Below are 17279 nucleotides of genomic sequence, written 5' to 3'. Positions count from 1 at the left end.
CCCAAAAATCTCATTATCCAGAAATTATTTTAAAATTACTCGTTTTTCTTGATGGTTTATAGAATATGAATAAATCTGGAGGCTGGGAATCGGAGCCGTTGGCCAAGCCATCCCAATACTGTCAATGATATAATCTTCGGTTGTCCGCTGGGTCATTTTATTCTCCTCTCTGAAAGCCACGGGGCGCCGATGGGACAATGTGAATTCTTCCACCTGCTCCGTAACGGATAGTGGCTCGGGTCGTCGGGTACGAAGGGCCGCCAGGGCCATCGCGCCAAGTTCCAATCACCCTCTCACCTGCATCAATGCGTTCTCGATATCCCGGCTCTCCCGGAACGCCGACGATGGGTTCTCCCCCCCCCCCGGCGGATCAGATCGCACATGCGCCCGTACATGCTCCGTCCGCCCATCACGGCTTCTGGTATAGGCGCGCAGATGCACAACCCCGCCAGCCGCCATCAGTGACCCAGGCCCACCAATCAGCAATTTCCGGGCGCAAAGCCTGATACTATTAATCATTAGCGTTCGACGCGAGAATTATGATGTCGACGCGCAGCAACCCCTCATCCCTGAGTGCTGAAAATCGATTTATCTTATGATGCTGTCCGTTCCGGAAACCAAATCACCTCGCCAGGCTCAAGCCGATGTCCGTTTGGTCGCACTGCAAACTCGGTAGCCACCATCCAATCATCGTCAAGGTGCGTGGCTAGTATACTCTCAATTTCCCAGAATGGTTCCTTCGTCGTAGCTATCACCGCCTCAGCGAAATCCACGCAGAAATCGACGCGTTTCTTAATTTTGTCGATTTTATATGTATAAAAAACTAGCGCGTCGGGAATATTTTTTGGCCATTCTGACTGTATCGTAGATATTACGGTTGTCTCAATGTCTAGCATCTTTCTGTCTCCTAATTTTGCCAGCCGCGAGGCCGGGCTGGGACGATATGAACCCGACCTTCCGCGCCATAGTGAATTTGTCCAACGGTCGTAGGCGCACTTCGTACACCGTCACGATCGCGATAAATCCCAATGACGCGGTCCCCCGTATCAAATCGCTCGCGAGACCCAGCTTGGCCAGGCGGCACTTGCCCCACGGGTTGCCCGCGTCCGGCAAATTGATCAACTAATTCTTGCGGATTAACGTCTGCGCCAATTTCGCTGCGGCCTTGGCTCGGATCATAATTGTTGTGCCCAGGCACATGCTTCCCCTGCTGACCGTCATGAACAATATAGCGAGGCCTCTCCCCCTCCGGGGCAGCAGCGCCGGTCTCCTGGCCATCCGCCGGCACATCCGCCGTATCATCGGCCTCATTGTTGAGGACACCCGCCCCACGCCCGCCCAGGATGCGCTCCAGCAGATTGGGCCTGGCAAGGCTGGGGAAACGGCGAATGATCTGGCCAGCGACACGCCCGCCCGCGCCAATAACTAGGGGCACCCCCGCCACCAGCGGCGCCGCCGCCCGCTCGACCGCCCCAGGGTCAAACCCACCCCCCGGCGGATCAGACCGCACATGCGCCCGTACATGCTCCGTCCGCCCATCACGGCTTCTCGTATAGGCGCGCACATGCACAACCCCGCCAGAAACCCGCTCGCCGCCGCCATACACCGCCCGAAAGCCATCCGTGACCAGGCCCGCCAGGCCTCATGTTCCGGGTGCCCAGCCTGCCAATAGCGATCATCAGCGACGGCCGCGCGCAAGCCAGCCGCGTCCATCGGCACTCTCTCAGCCATGGCGAATATGCCTGATGCGGGGGAATGGACGCAGAGCGCCCTTGATGGGACTTTATGACCACCAGCCCGTGCAGTTATCAACGATTATGTTCTTATTTCAGGGTCTTCAATCCCTCCTACCCCCCAGCCCCCACTCCGCTATAACCCCCCCATGCCCGACGCTCTGAAACCCTCTACCTCCGGCGGCCATATGCGCGACACCTCGCTCGCCGATGCCCTGTCCGAGCGCTACCTCGCCTATGCCATGTCCACCATCACCGCCCGCTCGCTGCCCGATGTGCGCGATGGGCTCAAGCCGGTGCATCGCCGCGTGCTCTGGGCCATGCACCAATTGAAGCTGGACCCGGCCAGCGGCTTCAAGAAATGCGCCCGCATCGTGGGCGATGTGATGGGCAAATATCACCCGCATGGCGATGCCGCGATTTATGACGCCATGGTCCGCCTCGCCCAGGATTTCGCCGCCCGCTACCCCCTCGTCGAAGGCCAGGGCAATTTCGGCAATATCGACGGCGATAACGCCGCCGCCATGCGCTACACCGAAGCCCGCCTCACCCTCGTCGCCGAAGCCATGCTGGCCGATATCGACAGCGACACCGTCGATTTCCGCGCGACTTATGATGGCGAAGAGCGCGAGCCCATCGTCCTGCCCGCCGCCTTCCCCAACCTGCTTGCCAATGGCGCGACAGGCATCGCGGTGGGCATGGCCACCTCCATCCCGCCGCATAATGCAGGCGAACTTTGCGGCGCGGCGCTGGCCCTCATCGCCAACCCCAAGGCCGAAATCGACGAACTCCTGGCCCATGTCAAAGGCCCCGATTTCCCCACCGGCGGCACCCTGGTCGAAGCCCCCGAAAGCATCCGCGAGGCCTATGCCACCGGCCGCGGCGGCTTTCGCGTCCGCGCGAAGTGGGAGGTGGAAAAGGCCAAGAATGGCACCTGGAACATCGTCGTCACCGAAATCCCCTACCAGGTGCAAAAAGCCAAGCTGATCGAACAGCTCGCCCTGCTGCTGGAGGAGAAAAAACTCCCCCTCCTCGCCGATGTGCGCGATGAATCCACCGATGTGGTCCGCATGGTGCTCGAGCCGCGCAACCGCGCCGTCGAGCCCGCGATGTTGATGGAAACCCTCTTTCGCGCCACCCAGTTGGAGAGCCGTTTCTCGCTGAACATGAACGTGCTCGATGCCAACCGCACGCCGCGCGTCATGGGCCTCAAGGTGGTGCTGCGGGAATGGCTGGACCACCGCCACGTCGTGCTCACCCGCCGCTCCGAACACCGCCTCGCTGCCATAGCCCGCCGCCTCGAAATCCTCGATGGCTACCTCATCGTCTATCTCAACCTCGATGAGGTCATCCGCATCGTGCGCGAGGAGGATGAGCCGCGCGCCGCGCTCATGGCCACCTTCGGCCTCACCGAGGTACAGGCCGATGCGGTGCTGAATATGCGCCTGCGCAGCCTGCGACGACTGGAGGAGATGGAGATCCGCCGCGAGCATGACAAGCTGTCCAAAGAAAAGCGCGGCCTGGATGCGCTGATGGGCAGCGAGGCCAAGCGCTGGTCGGCCATCGCGAAAGAGATCGAGGCCACCCAAAAAGCCTTTGGCGATGGCCCGCTCGGCGCCCGGCGCACCATTGTCGATGGCGCCGCCCCCACCATCACCGTCGATGAGGCGGCCTTTGTCGAGCGCGAGCCCATCACCATCATCCTCTCCGAAAAAGGCTGGATTCGCGCCCAAAAGGGCCACCTCCCCGAGGATGCCGAGCTGCGCTTCAAGGAGGGCGATTCGCTCCTTTTCCGCCTGCATGCCGAAACCACCGACCGCGTGGTGGTCTTCACCGCCCTCGGCCGCGCCTTCACCCTCAAGGCCGATGTCATTCCGCGCGGCCGCGGCGATGGCCAGCCGCTGCGCCTGATGGTGGAAATGGGCAATGACGACGCCCCCATCACCCTCTTCAAGCCCCAGGGCCGCTACCTCCTCGCCGCCACCGACGGCAAGGGCTTTTGCATCGAGGCCGAGGAACTCCTGGCCGAGAAGCGCACCGGCAAGCAGGTCCTCACCCTGGAGGGCAAAACCCGCGCCGCCCTCTGCCGCCCGGCCGAGGGCGACAGCGTGGCGGTGATCGGCGAGAATCGTAAATTGCTGGTCTTCCCGCTCGACCAGCTTCCCGTCATGGCCCGTGGCCGTGGCGTGCAGTTGCAAAGCTACAAGGATGGCGGGCTTTCGGATGCCCGGGTCTTCCTGGCCGCCGAGGGCCTCTCCTGGCCGCAACCAGGCGGGCGCACCCGCACCGAGACCGATACCACCCCCTGGCGCGGTAATCGTGCCGGTGCCGGCAAGGCCCCGCCACATGGTTTCCCGCGTGATGGAAAGTTCAGCTGATGCGCATTCTCCTTCTTCTGGCCTTGCTGGCCATGCCCGCCGCCGCCCAGCCACGCGGCGTGGCGGTGCATGATGGCAGCTGGGTGGGCATGCGCACCCTGCAATGCCGCGTCGGCGGCCGGCTGCAGCGCGAGCGGGTGACGATGACCATCCGCAATGGCGAGGTCACCGTGCCCGGCCTGCTGGGCGACCCCGAATTGGTCGGCACCGTCGATGCCCAGGGCGAGGTCCGCCTACCCCGCTTCAACACCTTCGGCCCAGGCGAGGGCACGGTGCGCGGCGATCATTTCGAGGGTGAGCACATGAACCGCAGCCGCAACTGCCTGATCAATTATGATTTGCGGCGGGAGGCGGCAGCGCCCAGGCGGCGCTGAGCCGGCTGCTAAAAACGGCGATTGCGGAGCATCTTTATCCCACCGGGTGGGGCAGCCGAAGCTCCACCATATCATCACCCAGGCTGGTGCTGCCCCCCGCCAGCGCCGCCAATACCACCAGCCCATCCAACGCAGCGGCGGCGCTGGGCCAAAGCCGAAGCGCCACCCCATCCTCCACCGCCGCGAGGCCAATGCGCAGCGCCGTCCCCCGCGGGCTTTCCGCCGCCGCCGCCATCGCCCATGCCAGCAAGGCGTGGTCCAGCCCTGGGCGCGGCAATACCACCATCGGCACCTGCTCAGCCTCCAACGTCACCGGGCCATGCCCGCCGGCTGCCACCTCGAGTAGGGGCAGCAGCGTCTGCAACACCGCCTCTGGCGCGGCAAGTGTAAGGGCCGGCGCCTGGTTCAGCATTGTATAGGGCAGCAGCATGGCCAGCAGCCGCTCCGCCGCCTCACGCGCCCGGCCCAATTGCCGCGCGGCTGGGGTATCAGGCGTCACGCCGCGCGCCAGCAATTCGAGATTGCTGATCACCACCATCGAGAGGTTATTGGCGGCGTGGCGCAAGGCCGCCGCCATGCCAGCCTCGGCCCGCGTCTGCGTCACTGTGTCGCCTCCAAAATATCGCGGAACAGCCGGGCGGGCAGCCTACCGCCACTCACCTCCTCCATCGGCTCGCCATGATCATTGCCGAGCCAAATGCCGATCACCACCGCATTCTCCACCGGCCCGGCATAGCCAATGAACCAGGCATCGCGATAATCCTGCGTCGTGCCGGTCTTGCCGCCCACCGCCATGCGCGGAAAGGCCGCCGCCCGCCCGGTGCCGCGCGCCACCACAGCGGCCAGCATCCGGCGCATTGCGCCCGCATGAGCCTCATCGATCACAACACGCGGCGGCGTATTCTCCAGCGGCTGGATCCGCCCCTCGGAGACCAATTGGCGAATGCCATAAGGCGCTACCCGCCGGCCGCCATTGGCCATCGGCGCATAGGCCGCAGTCAATTCCAGCAGGCTCATCTCACCCGTGCCCAGCGCCAGCGAGCCATTGCTGGGCAGCCGGGCGGTGATGCCCAGGCGCGCCGCCATGGCCCGCGCCCCCGCCACCCCCCCGGCCAAATCCATCACCCGCACCGCCGAAGTGTTCACACTCGCCGCCAACGCATCCTCAAGCGTGATCTCGCCCCGCGCGCGGTAATTGCCATTGCCCGGCGACCAGCCGCCCCGGTTCAGCGCGGCATCGGAGACCATGTCGCCCGGCGAGGCACCGCGCTCCAGCGCCGCCAGATAATAGATCGGCTTGAAGGCGCTGCCCGGCTGGCGCCTCGCATTAACCACCCGGTTGAAGGGGCTGGAGCGATAATCCCGCCCACCAACCATGGCGCGCACAGCGCCCGTATTGGCATCGAGCACCACCACCGCGCCTTGGGCGATATTGCCACGGTCACCCTCACGCTCCAGCAGGGCGCGCAGCCGGGTCTCGGCCGCGCCCTGCCAGCGCGGGTCGAGGGTGGCGCGGATGGTCACGTCGCGCAGTTCGGGGTTCTGGCTCGAGACCTGATCCATCACCCAATCGCTGAACCAGCCCCCGCCGGTGCCGGGGCGGCTGGGCAGACGCATCGCCGCCATGGCCTCGGCCCGCTGCTCCTCGGTGATCACATGGGTCTCGACCATGGCGCGCAGCACCTCGGCGGTGCGCGCCATGGCCCCTTCGGGATTGCTGCGCGGATTGGTGCGGCTGGGCGCCTGCGGCAGCCCTGCCAGCATGGCCGATTGCCACAAATTGAGCCGCCGTGCCGAGATGCCAAAAAACAGCCGTGACGCCGCATCCACCCCAAAAGCCCCGCCGCCGAGATAGACCCGGTTCAGGTAGATCTCCAGCAATTCATCCTTGCTGAAGCGGCGCTCCAACTGAATGGCCAGCAGCGCCTCCTGCACCTTGCGCCTTGCGCTGCGGGCGGGGGTGAGAAAGAGGTTCTTGGCCAATTGCTGGGTCAGGGTCGAGCCACCCTGCACCACATCGCCCGCCGTCACATTGGCCCAGAGCGCCCGCAGCACCCCCACCGGATCAACCCCAAAATGCTGCCGAAAGCGCCGATCCTCAATGGCGAGCAGCGCTTGCGGCAGGCTGGGGGGCATGTCGCGAATGCGCAGCACATCACCGAAGAGATCACCCTGGGTGGTGAGCAGTGAGCCATCGCTGGCCAGCACGGCGGCGGCTGGCCGGCGGGTCTGGTTCAGGGGCGCATCGGCGCGCGGCAGGTCATGGGCGAACCACAGCAATGCCGCCGCGAGAAACAGGCCACCCCAAATGATGGCGATGATGGCAAACCGCATCAGCCGCCAGCCCCAGCCGCGCCCCGAACCCCGCCCCGAACCACGCCCCGAAACACGCTGGGAGGCCGGCGCCGGGCGTGCGGGCGCAGCCGCCTTGGCGGGCGTTATCGGCGCGGGCCGCGCGGGGGGCACGACGCGCGGCGCCGGGGGGGGGGCACCGCGCGATGCGGCGCCGCGCCCGGGTTTATGGACCAGGGCACGGGGCATATCCGCTTCCTACCACAAAAGCCGCAGCCGATGGGAGCGCCTATTGTCGCTCCATCCCCGTGCGCTCAATCACCGCCGCCCAGCGGGCGATCTCGGCATGCACCGCAGCGCGCGTCGCCTGCGGCGTGCCGGGCTGGCGCGGCACCAGCCCCAGCGCGAGCAGCCGCGCCCGCAGCATCTCATCGGCCATCAGCGCCCTCAGCGCCACGCCCAGCCGCGTGCTGGCCGCCTCGGGCATCCGGGCGGGCACGGCCATGGCGAACCAGGTCTCCAATTCAAAGGGTTTTTGCAGCGCCTCTGCCACCGTGGGTACCTCGGGCAGCAGCGGCGAACGGGTGGGCGAGGTGATGGCCAGCGCACGCATATCTCCCGAGACCACCTGCCCCAGCACCGCCGAGGCGGTTTCCACCACCGCCTGCACCTCACCCGCGCGCAAGGCGGTGATGGCGGCGGGCGTGCCGCGATAAGGCACATGGGTCAGGCGGAAATCGCCTTCGGCCTGCAGCGCCTCGGCGACGAAATGCTGGGTCGAACCAACCCCCACGGTCGCCACATTCCAGGGGTCGCGCCGGGCCCGCGCCCCGGCGAGGAAACCCGCCATGTCACGCGGGCCATCCGCTGGCACCAGCAACAACAGACCGGTGGCGGCCAGCATGGCGATGGGCGCGATCTCGGCCAGCGGGTCAAAGGGCAGGCGGCGATACAGCGCGGCCGAGACGGCAAAGCCATTATTGATGAGCATGATGGTGTGATGGTCAGTGGCGCGGGCCAGGGCCTCGGCGGCGAGGGTGCCGCCGGCGCCGGGGCGGTTCTCCACCACCACCGGCTGGCCCAGCGCCTGGGCCAGACCGGGCGCAATCAGCCGCGCCACGATATCGGTGGTGCCGCCACCGGCAAAGCCTTGCAGAAAACGGATCGGCCGGTCCGGCCAGAGCGGCTGGGCCAAAGCGGGGCCGGCAAGGGCGGCGAGAAGGGTTGCGCGGCGGCTGAGGCCCATGTTTTCGGTCCGACTTTCCTGACCAGCCCGGCGGGGCCTGGACGCCTATTGATAACGCAGCTTGCAGGCGATTGGGACTGACTGGAAGCGGCTGCCCGCCATCAACCAGCCAAAATCAACTCAGCCCCGCGCTCCGCCACCGCCAGCACGGTCGCGTTGATATTGCTCACCGGGATATCCGGAAACACCGAGGCATCCACCACCCGCAACCCGGTAAAGCCGCGCAGCCGCAATTGCGCATCCAGCGGCCCATCATGGCCCATCCGCACCGTGCAACAAGGGTGATACACCGTGCCACCGGTCATCGCCGCGAAATCGCGCAGCCCCGCATCATCGGCAGCAGCAGGCCCGGGCCGGCTCTCACCCAGCACCACATCGGCCAGTGCGGGGGCCGACATCCACTCGCGCGCCAGCTTCATGCCGCGCAGCAGGCAGGCGCGGTCAGCCTCCTCGGCCAAATGATTGGGCGCGATCAGCGGCGCCATGGCGGCATCGGCACTGGCCAGGCGCACCGTGCCGCGGCTTTGCGGCCGGCATTGCCAGACGCCAAGGGTCAAGCCCGGCGCCGCTTCATGCGTACCCGCCAACACCCGGCTAAAGCGGCCATCCGGCGCCTCGGCCCAACTCACCGGCCCGCCATTGATCTGGATATCCGGCGCCTCCAGCCCAGCCTGGGTTTTGGCAAACAGGCTCATCATCCCGGCCGACCAGGTGAGCATGCCATCGCCCAGCGCCGCCCAGCGCAGCGCCTCCACCCCCAGCCGCCAGCCCGATAGCCGCCGATTGGCCGACCAGCGATGATCACGCAGGCGGAAACTCATCCGCACGATGTAATGATCCTGCAAATGCGCGCCAATGCCCGGAATATCGGCGCGCGGCGTGATGCCCAGCCCGGCCAGATGTTCCGCCGGGCCTAACCCGCTCAATTGCAGCAATTGCGGGCTGCCAATGGCGCCGGCGCAGAGAATCACCTCCCGCCCCGCCCTCAGCAACCTCTCCACCCCCTCCACCCGCACCCAAAGCCCGATGCAGCGCGTGCCCTCAAACTCCAGCCGCAGCGCCAAAGCATGGCTTATGACCCGCAAATTCTTCCGGCCCAGCGCCGGCGCCAGATAGGCCCGCGCCGCCGACATCCGCCGCCGCCCCCGCCTGGTCTGCTGAAAGGTGGAAAACCCGTCCCGCTCGGGCCCGTTCATATCCTCCCGCACCGCATGGCCGCGCTGTGCCGCCGCCTGGGCCAGGCGGTCCATGATGGCGGGGCGTTCCAGCAGATGCTCGACCGGCATGGGCCCGCCCTTGCCGCGGCCCGGGCCATCGGGCGCATCCTCATGCTTCTGGAAATAGGGCAGCAGGGCATCCCAGCTCCAGCCAGTCGCGCCCTTTTGCGCCCAGAGATCGTAATCCGAGGGGTCGCCGCGCACATGGCCCAAGCCATTGATCGACGAACTGCCACCCCAGCCGCGCCCGCGCGGATAATCCAGCCGGCGCTGCGCCGTGCCCGGCGCGGGCTCAGTGGAATAGCCCCAGGTGATGCGCGGGTGGTTCAGCAGCTTCACAAAGCCAGCCGGGATATGGATCAGCGGGTGGCGATCCGGCCCGCCCGCCTCCACCAGCAGCACCGAGGCCCCGCCGGCCGAGAGCCGATTGGCCAGCACGCAGCCCGCACTGCCCGCCCCCACAATCACATAATCGGCGGCGTTCATCGGTAGAGATCCGCGCGCGTCGGCGGCAGGCCAGAGGCGCCGCGCGCGCGCCGGCTGGCCAGCGTCTGGAAAATCCCAATCGTGCCGCGCTGAAAGGCGATGGAGACGCCCGCCAGATAAAGCAGCCACAGTCGGGTCTTGGCGCCGCCCGCCTCGGCCTCGGCGGCGGCGCGGTTGGCGTAAAGCCGCTCGGCCCAATGGCGGGTGGTGGCGGCGTAGTGCTCGCGCCAAGCCTCGGTGTCATGCACCTCAAAACCGCGCCGCTCCAGCGCATCGGTGGTGCCGCCAATATGGTCTAGCTCGCTGCCGGGGAAGACGTAATTCACGATGGCGGCGAATTCCGGCCGCTTCTTGCGGAAGGATTTCTCGTCCTTCTTCATCGGTCGGGTGATGGCATGGTGCAGATACAACCCCCGCGGCCGGAGCAAATTGCGGATCTGGCCGAAATACCCATCGCGATTATCCAGCCCCACATGCTCGAACATGCCGATGGAGGCGATTTTGTCCCATTCGCCGGTCAGCGCGCGAAAATCCTTCAGCTCAATCGTCACCCGATCGGCCAGCCCCAGCCGGGCGATCTTGGCCTGGGCGAAATCGAATTGCGCCTGGCTGAGCGTCACCCCATGGGCGCGCACGCCATGATGCTGCGCCGCATGGCAGACCAAGCCGCCCCAGCCACAGCCGATATCAAGAAAACGCTCACCGGGGGCGAGGCGCAGCTTGCGGCAGATCATCTCCAGCTTATCCTGCTGGGCCTGGGCGATGTCGTTGGACCATTCGGTAAAATAGCCGCAGGAATAGACCATCTCAGGGTCGAGAAAGAGCCCGTAAAAAGCGTTCGACAGGTCGTAATGAAACTGCACCTGGGCCTTGTCATCGCGCTCCTCGGCCCGCGCCGCCTGGCGGCCAGCATAGGCGTGGTCACCGCCCTGCCCGCCTGGGCCGAAGAGGAACGGCAGCAAAGCGCGGGCGGCGGCCAGCTTGCTCACCTTCTTCAAAAACCCGCGCGAGGAGCCTCCGCCCTGCCGCGCCGCGAGGTCGAGCAGCGTGCCGCCCTCGATATCAAGCTTGCCCTCGGCGAAAAGCTCCACCAGCGTCGTCAGCCGCGGCCGGCGCAGCAGCCGGGTGATGGCCACCGGGTCGCGCAGGGCCAGGGCCAGATCGCCGCTCCAGTGGCGCCCCAGCGGCAGAGCCTCCCCATCCCAAAGCCGGATGGCGATGTCGAGGTCGAGCTGTGGGGCCAGGCCCTCGACCAGGCGCTTGAGGCGGGCAAGGCGAGGGTCGGCCACGCTCATGCCGCGCTTGGCGGCGCGGGTGCGCCCGCCGCGCGCTCCAGCGCCCTGGCACCGCGCAAGGCCAGATCATCCCGATAGACCGCGGCCGCCACCTGCACGCCGCGGGGAATGCCATCGCCATCCAATCCCACCGGCACCGTCACCGCCGGCTGGCGGGTGAGGTTGAAGGCGAAGGTCCAGGGCGCCCAGTCGCGCCACAGCGCCTCATGCGGGCGGATGGTCGGCTGGTCCGCCGCCGGCGCCGCGCCGGGGGTGGTGGGGCAGATCACCAGATCATAGCGCTGATGGAAGCGGGCCATGACATGGGCGGCCTGGATACGCATTGCCTCGGCGGCGAGGAAATCCACCGCCGACATGCCGCCCTCGCGCCGGGCGACCTCCATGATGCCCTCATCGAGCATGCCCTGCTGCTCGGCCGTGAGGCCATTGGCGGTGCGGGCGAGCGCGACACCCCAGACCCGGCCAAAAATCTCCCGCGTATCGGGCAATTCGGGCGAGGCATCCTCGATGATGGCCCCCTGCTCTTCCAGCAATTTTGCTGCGCGCAGCAGGGCTGCCTCGCCCGCCTCGTCGAGATTAGGGGCAAAGCCCATGCGGCGCATCACGGCAACGCGCATGCCCGCCACGCCATCCTCGATGCCCCCCAGCCAGTCGCGCGATTCATCGGGCAGGCAGAAGGGGTCGCGCAGGTCAAACCGCGCCATCGCGCCAAACATCAGCGCCGCATCGCGCACCGAGCGCGTCATCGGCCCCGCCACGGCCACCGACGAAAAACTGCCCAGCGGCCATTGCGGCACCCGGCCGAAACTCGGCTTGAAGCCGACTACACCGCACCAGGCGGCGGGGATGCGAATCGAGCCCCCCGCATCGGTGCCGATATGCAGCGGCCCGAAATGCGCCGCCGCCGCCGCACCAGCGCCGGAAGAGGAGCCACCGGGGGTGCGCATCCGATCCCAGGGGTTGCGGGTGATGCCGTGCAGCGGGCAATCACCGGGCGATTTCCAGCCGAATTCCGTGGTGGTGGTCTTGCCCAGGATCACCGCGCCCGCGGCCTTGAGGCCCATCACCGCCGGCGCATCCTGCGCCATGGGCGCGGTGGAGGTGGTGCGGCTGCCGCGGCGGGTGGCGAAGCCTGCCAGATCAAGCAGATCCTTCACCGTGGCGGGCACGCCATCCAGCGCGCCCATCGGCCGGCCGGCCATCCAGCGTGCCTCGCTCTCGCCGGCTGCGGCCAAGGCGCGGGGGTTCATCGCGGCGAAGGCATTCACCCAAGGGTTCATGCGCGCCACGCGCTCCAGCACATCCTTGAGCACATCGACGGGTGAGAGGGAGCGGGCCCGGAAAGCCGCCACCAGGTCTTCTGCGCCCATCAAGGCAGGATCGATTTTGGTCATGGTTTATTCTGCCGGGGCGGAGATGCGCCGTCATCCCCTGAGGCGCACCGCACAGCTACTCAGGCCGATGCGGCATCCGCATCCTCATCGCCGTGATCGTCAGCACCCACTCTGGTAAATTCAGTCAGGATCTGCCGCAGCAGGCGCTGCTGCACGGGGCTGCAGATGTGATAGGAATCAAGCACGCCCCTGCTCTTGCTGGACAGCACAGCGATCGCCGGCTCGGCATAGAAGGCCCCGTGTTCGGCTTGACCGGCGAGCACCTCGCCACCCCGGAAGCCGGCGTAAAACCACTCCACTGGCAGTTCAAGGAACGAGGCGATGCTCCAGATGGTGGTGGCCAACAGGCGGTTCTGCGCCCGCGCAAAGCGGGCAACCTGCGGCTCGGACAGCCTGACACCCAGAGCCAGCGCCGTCCTAGTCATGCCGCGCAATCGCCGCGCCTCTGCGATCCGCGCTCCGAGGTGGTGATCGAGAGGTTGAATCTTTTGCTTGGCGTTGCCCATCAGTGTGCGTCACCCCACTTGGCTGGCCGCTTCTTTGGGGGCGGCAATTCAGGGCCATCCCCAGCAGCCCCAGCCGCCACCGCGCCGAACTGCGCCTTCATCTCCTCGACGAAGGCGATGGCGGCCGCCCCCAGTTGGAAGGTGGTGATCTTCACGCTGGAGGAATGGCGCACTTTGGTCGGTGCGGTCGGGAATATCCCGGTGCATAAAACCTCTGGAGGCCGTTGCTGATACAGCATAATCTTGATTTCTCGCAGCTCGATGGTGGGCGCAATTCGGGACTGTAGGCGACGCGACATTAGAAGCTCCGCTATTTTTCCATTCCTAAATTATATATTATGAGGGATTGGTTTTCCAGTCCCGGCGGTGACATCCCGGCGATGCGGTCTGTCTTATTGCGCTCCGGGGCTATTGGCCGATCGCCTTGTGGGACAGGGCTGATTGCGGACTTATCCCCCCCGCGCCGCCCTCGAACCCCAAGCGCGCATCCCCGGGCGCCGGCAAGTCATCGGTATTCTGAAAATTATCCCACGCAAAGTTTCCGAATTTTGGAACAAACGTGAACATCCGCGTGACCGATCTGTGCCATAGCCCGCCCGTTGTGACCGAATTGTGCCATTTATTTCCGCTTTGTTCTCGGTGGTTTTTTGGACGGTTTAGATGGGGGTTGCGCGAAACCCCCGGGAATCTTATAGAAACCCCAAGCCGGAGCGTAGCGCAGTCTGGTAGCGCACCAGTCTGGGGGACTGGGGGTCGTGGGTTCGAATCCCGCCGCTCCGACCAAAAACCCCATACAAGTTGCTTAAGTTGATGATGACCTCAAGTCGCGGGGGCTTGGGTTAGGCGCTCGAACCGCGCTCAGGCGGCCCCGGCCCTGTGCAGGGCGGGGCTCAATCCCTCTGGCAGATCGCTTGGATAGGCGCTTGAGGTACTCCACCCCCTGGGGATCCCTTTCCACGCTTATTGATCATCCACGCCGCCCATGCGGCACGTGCCGCAAAGGTGATAGACTGTCGCTCCCTTCGCCCGCGCATAGGCGAGCAGGGCATCATCACTGCCCTGCCTCGGTCGGCGCGACATGGCGCGTGGTGCGGTCGAACAGCCGTAAGGCGAGGTCGCCCTCCAATTCGCGCAGCGCCCGCCACGCCGCCGTCGCCGATAGCCCGAGCGAGCGGCCCGCCGCGGCAATGCCGCCGCGCTCGAGGGTGCGCAGGAACAGTAGGAACGCGGTGAGCTGGTCGATGCGGATAAGCTAGGCGCGCTCAGCCGGCGCCGGAAGACGGGTTGTGCCTTTGGCAGACAGCCGACCAGCCGGGCCGGCCGACCTTGCCGGATTGCGCTGCCGGGCGGGTGGCGGGCGCATCATCTCAGACCAAGACGATCTTGCATTTTTCATGCATTATCATATTTAATATATTCCAAACAATGAAGGAGGCTGCCCATGCCCAGCCCGGCCGATGCTCCCCAGACATGTCAGCGGCATAGGCGCTCACGCCCGCGCCTGGGATGCGCCATACGGCCCTTGGCCGAATTGGCCTCACATGTGTTGCGGCGTTAGCCGTGCCTGAACTGCCATTGTCGTCGCCTCATGGGAGCGCCGAGGGGGGTGATACGCCTGCCAATGAGGCTGGGTTGGGCGTGGCGGCCGTGCCGATCATCAACTCGGGGCCACGGTTTAGAGGCAGTTTCGATGGCATTATCGATGGCGTAGCCGAGGGTTGGGCACATTGGGTTGGAGGCACTGAAGAACCAGCGCGGGTTGAGCTTTGGGCGCAGGGCAATCTTCATGCGGTTGGACTGGCCAATCTCTACCGGAACGACCTAGCGAAAGCCGAGATTCAACAGGGCCATTGCGCCTTCAGGCTACCACTGCCGCAGGATTTGCCGCCTGGCGAAAAATTTGAATTTACAATCAAAATCGCCGGCAGCGGGGCAGATTTAGCCGGCGGCCCGCAGGCCTATACTGCGCCAGACATGCGGATCAAGGCGCGGTTGCTGGAACTGCGCGGCACCGTATTTGCCTGTGAGATCACTGCCGAAACACATTGGGGCGGTGGCCTGCATGTGTTGCTCGACGGGGTATTGGTGGGTCGGATGGAACTGGGGGAGTTTCTCCCCAATACCAGCCGCGCCTTTGAGATTCCGCTGCCCTTATCCGCCTTTGATGGGCGGGCGGCCTGGGTTCGGCTGGCTGATGCGCCAAGCGGTGCGGCGCTGGCCGATGCGGCGGTGCAATTGCCCACGGTATCAACTCCGGAGGATGCGCTGCGCCGCTACGCGCGCGATTTTCCAGGCTTTATGTCGGCGATGGCGGGGCGGCGGCATGAATCGCTGCGCAAGCAATGCTCCACGGCCGGGCGGGTGCTGAGCCCACAGGCCCATGCGCAAATCGGCCGAGCCTATGATGCTGTGCTGGCGGGGTTTAGTTCCAAGGATTTGGTGCGCAGCAGCTTGGCTTTCCCCGATGTGGAGAACCCTTTGGTTTCCATTGTCATTCCGGTGCATAACCGCGTTGAGGTGACATATAATTGCCTCGCCTCGCTGCTGCTGGCGCCCAATCTGGCCAGTTTCGAAGTCATCATTGTCGATGACGGATCAACCGAGCAGAGAGAGGCCTTGGCGCGGCTTATCAGCGGCGTGACGCTGCTACGCAATGAGGAAACTCTGGGTTTTGTGCGCAGTTGCAATCGCGGCGCGGCGGCGATGCGCGGGCAATATGTCGTTATTCTGCATAACGACACCGAAGTGACATCATCCTGGCTGGATGAATTGCTGCATGTCTTTGAAATATCTCCAGCGGCAGGATTGGTCGGGTCCAAATTGCTCCACCCCGATGGCAGGCTGCAACAGGCCGGTGGGTTTATTGCCCGGGATCAGTGTGGAAGCCATGGTCATGGACAAAATGCCTATAACTCACAGTATAATTATATCCGAAAGACTGATTATGTCGCTTCCACCGCCATGATGATGCCGCGGGCGGTATGGCAGGAATTGGGTGGCTTCGACGAATATTTCGCGCCTGCCTATTATGAGGATGCTGACCTGGCGATGCGGGTGCAGCAATCTGGCCGGAAGGTCTATTACTGCCCCTTCTCGGAGGTCATTCATTTTGAGGGGCAGTCCAGCGGCGTTTTGGCCGTGGGTGAGGACAACAAGCGCTATCAATCGATCAATGACAAGAAATTCCGGACGCGCTGGGCGCAGGAATTGCTGCATCGGCCGCTGGGGCCCGATCTGCGGGCAGCGCAAGGTGCTAGCGCCTTGTTTCGCGTTCTGGTGATTGATTCGCACACGCCGCGGCCGGATAACAGTGCCAGCGGCCATGCTGCGCTGCAAGAAATGCGGCTATTGCAGAGCCTGGGCGGGCAATTGACCTTTCTGCCGGAGAATTTGGCCTATCTGGGCCATTACACCACGGCGTTGCAGCGCCTGGGTATTGAATGTGTCTATGCGCCTTATTGTGGCCCCATCAGCCATTTTATTGCCGAGCGGGGGCGCGAGTTTGATGTCATCTACATCACAAGCTACCAGGTGGCGCAGCGCTATGTGGATATGATCCGCCGAGAGGCGCCGCAGTCGCGGATTATGTTCTGCAATGCCGATTTGCATTTCCTGCGGGAAATCCGCGCCGCTCTGGTGACGAACGACCCTGCGGCGATGAATGCGGCGCTGAAGACGCGCGAGGCTGAGTTGGAGGTGATGCGCAAGGTGGATGTCACCTTATCCTACACCGAGGCGGAGGCAGCGGTGATATTGTCGCATAATCTGGGCCGCGGGCGGGTGATGCGCAGCCCCTGGGTGGTGGAGAGCAAGGGGCGTCAGGCGGGGTTTGGCCCCCGAAGAGATATCGCCTTTCTGGGCAATTTCGGCCATCCGCCGAATTTGGACGCAGTGTTGTTTTTCATTGACGAGGTGATGCCGGCGCTGCGCAGCGCGCTGCCTGGCGTGCGGTTTATGGTTTACGGCACCGAGATGCCCGATGCGCTGCGCCGCAGGGCGGCGGCCGATGTGGTGTTGGCCGGCTATGTGGCGGATGTGGCCGAGGTTTATGACACTTGCCGGGTTTTCGTGGCGCCGCTGCGCTCGGGCGCGGGGCTCAAGGGCAAGGTGATTGGCGCGCTGGCCGCTGGGGTGCCGGTTGTGCCTTCTGCCGTGGCGGCCGAAGGCACCGGCATGGCGCATGGCCGCGAGGCCTTTGTGGCGGAGAGTGTGGCGGAATGGGTGGAGGGTATTGGCGCGCTCTATGCCGATGAAGCGCGCTGGACGGCGATGTCTGACAGCGCGGTGGCCTTGGCGCGCAGCCAGTATTCTTTTGAGGCCGGCAGGCGGCAGATGCGGGCGGCTTTGGCGGCGGTGGA

The 17279-nt window shown here is 65.1% G+C and carries 14 protein-coding genes and 1 tRNA gene; 5 read left to right on the top strand and 10 right to left on the bottom strand.

The features are described 5' to 3' along the window. Positions 1–907: 907 nt before the first annotated feature. Complete coding sequence (locus ABWP84_RS15360) at positions 908–1198, bottom strand: polymorphic toxin type 50 domain-containing protein (RefSeq protein WP_353212921.1); 291 nt, start codon at positions 1196–1198, stop codon at positions 908–910. Here ABWP84_RS15360 and ABWP84_RS15355 point away from each other — a divergent pair, their 5' ends adjacent. From ABWP84_RS15355 to ABWP84_RS15345, 3 genes are all read left to right on the top strand, one after another. Continuing rightward, the gene (locus ABWP84_RS15355; protein WP_353212923.1) at positions 1199–1429 is read left to right on the top strand and encodes a hypothetical protein; all 231 of its coding nucleotides are present in this window, start codon (positions 1199–1201) and stop codon (positions 1427–1429) included. It abuts the gene before it with no gap. 453 nt (positions 1430–1882) lie between these two features. Then, positions 1883–4111 carry a DNA topoisomerase IV subunit A gene (parC, locus tag ABWP84_RS15350; RefSeq protein ID WP_353212920.1) on the top strand — a complete coding sequence of 743 codons (2229 nt, stop codon included), beginning with the start codon at positions 1883–1885 and terminating at the stop codon, positions 4109–4111. Next, the gene (locus ABWP84_RS15345; protein WP_353212919.1) at positions 4111–4485 is read left to right on the top strand and encodes a hypothetical protein; all 375 of its coding nucleotides are present in this window, start codon (positions 4111–4113) and stop codon (positions 4483–4485) included. Before parC ends, ABWP84_RS15345 begins: the two co-directional genes overlap by 1 nt. A 34-nt stretch (positions 4486–4519) precedes the next feature. Here ABWP84_RS15345 and ABWP84_RS15340 read toward each other — a convergent pair whose 3' ends face one another. From ABWP84_RS15340 to ABWP84_RS15305, 8 genes are all read right to left on the bottom strand, one after another. Further along, a complete protein-coding gene (locus ABWP84_RS15340) occupies positions 4520–5089 on the bottom strand; it encodes a hypothetical protein (protein WP_353212918.1) in 570 nt (189 codons plus the stop codon). After that, positions 5086–7026 carry a PBP1A family penicillin-binding protein gene (locus ABWP84_RS15335; protein ID WP_353212917.1) on the bottom strand — a complete coding sequence of 647 codons (1941 nt, stop codon included), beginning with the start codon at positions 7024–7026 and terminating at the stop codon, positions 5086–5088. Before ABWP84_RS15335 ends, ABWP84_RS15340 begins: the two co-directional genes overlap by 4 nt. A 40-nt stretch (positions 7027–7066) precedes the next feature. Further along, positions 7067–8023, bottom strand: a complete 957-nt coding sequence (locus ABWP84_RS15330) for a tripartite tricarboxylate transporter substrate-binding protein (protein WP_353212916.1) — start codon at positions 8021–8023, stop codon at positions 7067–7069. Positions 8024–8124: 101 nt separating this feature from the next. After that, complete coding sequence (locus ABWP84_RS15325) at positions 8125–9726, bottom strand: GMC family oxidoreductase N-terminal domain-containing protein (protein WP_353212915.1); 1602 nt, start codon at positions 9724–9726, stop codon at positions 8125–8127. Continuing rightward, entirely contained in the window at positions 9723–11021 is a 1299-nt protein-coding gene (locus ABWP84_RS15320; protein WP_353212914.1) for a cyclopropane-fatty-acyl-phospholipid synthase family protein, read from the bottom strand. Before ABWP84_RS15320 ends, ABWP84_RS15325 begins: the two co-directional genes overlap by 4 nt. Then, a complete protein-coding gene (locus ABWP84_RS15315; RefSeq protein ID WP_353212913.1) occupies positions 11018–12391 on the bottom strand; it encodes an amidase family protein in 1374 nt (457 codons plus the stop codon). Before ABWP84_RS15315 ends, ABWP84_RS15320 begins: the two co-directional genes overlap by 4 nt. A gap of 83 nt (positions 12392–12474) precedes the next feature. Continuing rightward, positions 12475–12921 carry a helix-turn-helix transcriptional regulator gene (locus tag ABWP84_RS15310; protein ID WP_353212912.1) on the bottom strand — a complete coding sequence of 149 codons (447 nt, stop codon included), beginning with the start codon at positions 12919–12921 and terminating at the stop codon, positions 12475–12477. Next, entirely contained in the window at positions 12921–13220 is a 300-nt protein-coding gene (locus ABWP84_RS15305) for a hypothetical protein (RefSeq protein ID WP_353212911.1), read from the bottom strand. Before ABWP84_RS15305 ends, ABWP84_RS15310 begins: the two co-directional genes overlap by 1 nt. Before the next feature lie 407 nt (positions 13221–13627). On the opposite strand from ABWP84_RS15305, the gene ABWP84_RS15300 reads away from it, so the two are divergent. Then, positions 13628–13704, top strand: a tRNA-Pro gene (locus ABWP84_RS15300). 177 nt (positions 13705–13881) lie between these two features. Here the strand turns inward: ABWP84_RS15300 and ABWP84_RS15295 are convergent. Further along, a complete protein-coding gene (locus ABWP84_RS15295) occupies positions 13882–14109 on the bottom strand; it encodes a GMC oxidoreductase (protein ID WP_353212910.1) in 228 nt (75 codons plus the stop codon). Positions 14110–14895: 786 nt separating this feature from the next. On the opposite strand from ABWP84_RS15295, the gene ABWP84_RS15290 reads away from it, so the two are divergent. Then, a partial coding sequence (locus tag ABWP84_RS15290) for a glycosyltransferase (RefSeq protein WP_353212909.1) occupies positions 14896–17279 on the top strand: 2384 nt, incomplete at its 3' end.

This window comes from Rhodovarius sp. (assembly GCF_040399605.1).
Classification (GTDB): Bacteria; Pseudomonadota; Alphaproteobacteria; order Acetobacterales; family Acetobacteraceae; genus Rhodovarius; species Rhodovarius crocodyli_A.
This window is presented reverse-complemented; position numbering and strand designations above follow the sequence as displayed.

Coding starts and splice junctions, on each gene's coding strand:
- ABWP84_RS15310 (WP_353212912.1), bottom strand. CDS start 12,921: ATGGGCAACGCCAAGCAAAAGATTCAACCTCTCGATCACCACCTCGGA.
- ABWP84_RS15315 (WP_353212913.1), bottom strand. CDS start 12,391: ATGGGCGCAGAAGACCTGGTGGCGGCTTTCCGGGCCCGCTCCCTCTCA.
- parC (WP_353212920.1), top strand. CDS start 1,883: ATGCCCGACGCTCTGAAACCCTCTACCTCCGGCGGCCATATGCGCGAC.
- ABWP84_RS15320 (WP_353212914.1), bottom strand. CDS start 11,021: ATGAGCGTGGCCGACCCTCGCCTTGCCCGCCTCAAGCGCCTGGTCGAG.
- ABWP84_RS15335 (WP_353212917.1), bottom strand. CDS start 7,026: ATGCCCCGTGCCCTGGTCCATAAACCCGGGCGCGGCGCCGCATCGCGC.
- ABWP84_RS15325 (WP_353212915.1), bottom strand. CDS start 9,726: ATGAACGCCGCCGATTATGTGATTGTGGGGGCGGGCAGTGCGGGCTGC.
- ABWP84_RS15330 (WP_353212916.1), bottom strand. CDS start 8,023: ATGGGCCTCAGCCGCCGCGCAACCCTTCTCGCCGCCCTTGCCGGCCCC.
- ABWP84_RS15305 (WP_353212911.1), bottom strand. CDS start 13,220: ATGTCGCGTCGCCTACAGTCCCGAATTGCGCCCACCATCGAGCTGCGA.
- ABWP84_RS15345 (WP_353212919.1), top strand. CDS start 4,111: ATGCGCATTCTCCTTCTTCTGGCCTTGCTGGCCATGCCCGCCGCCGCC.
- ABWP84_RS15355 (WP_353212923.1), top strand. CDS start 1,199: ATGCTTCCCCTGCTGACCGTCATGAACAATATAGCGAGGCCTCTCCCC.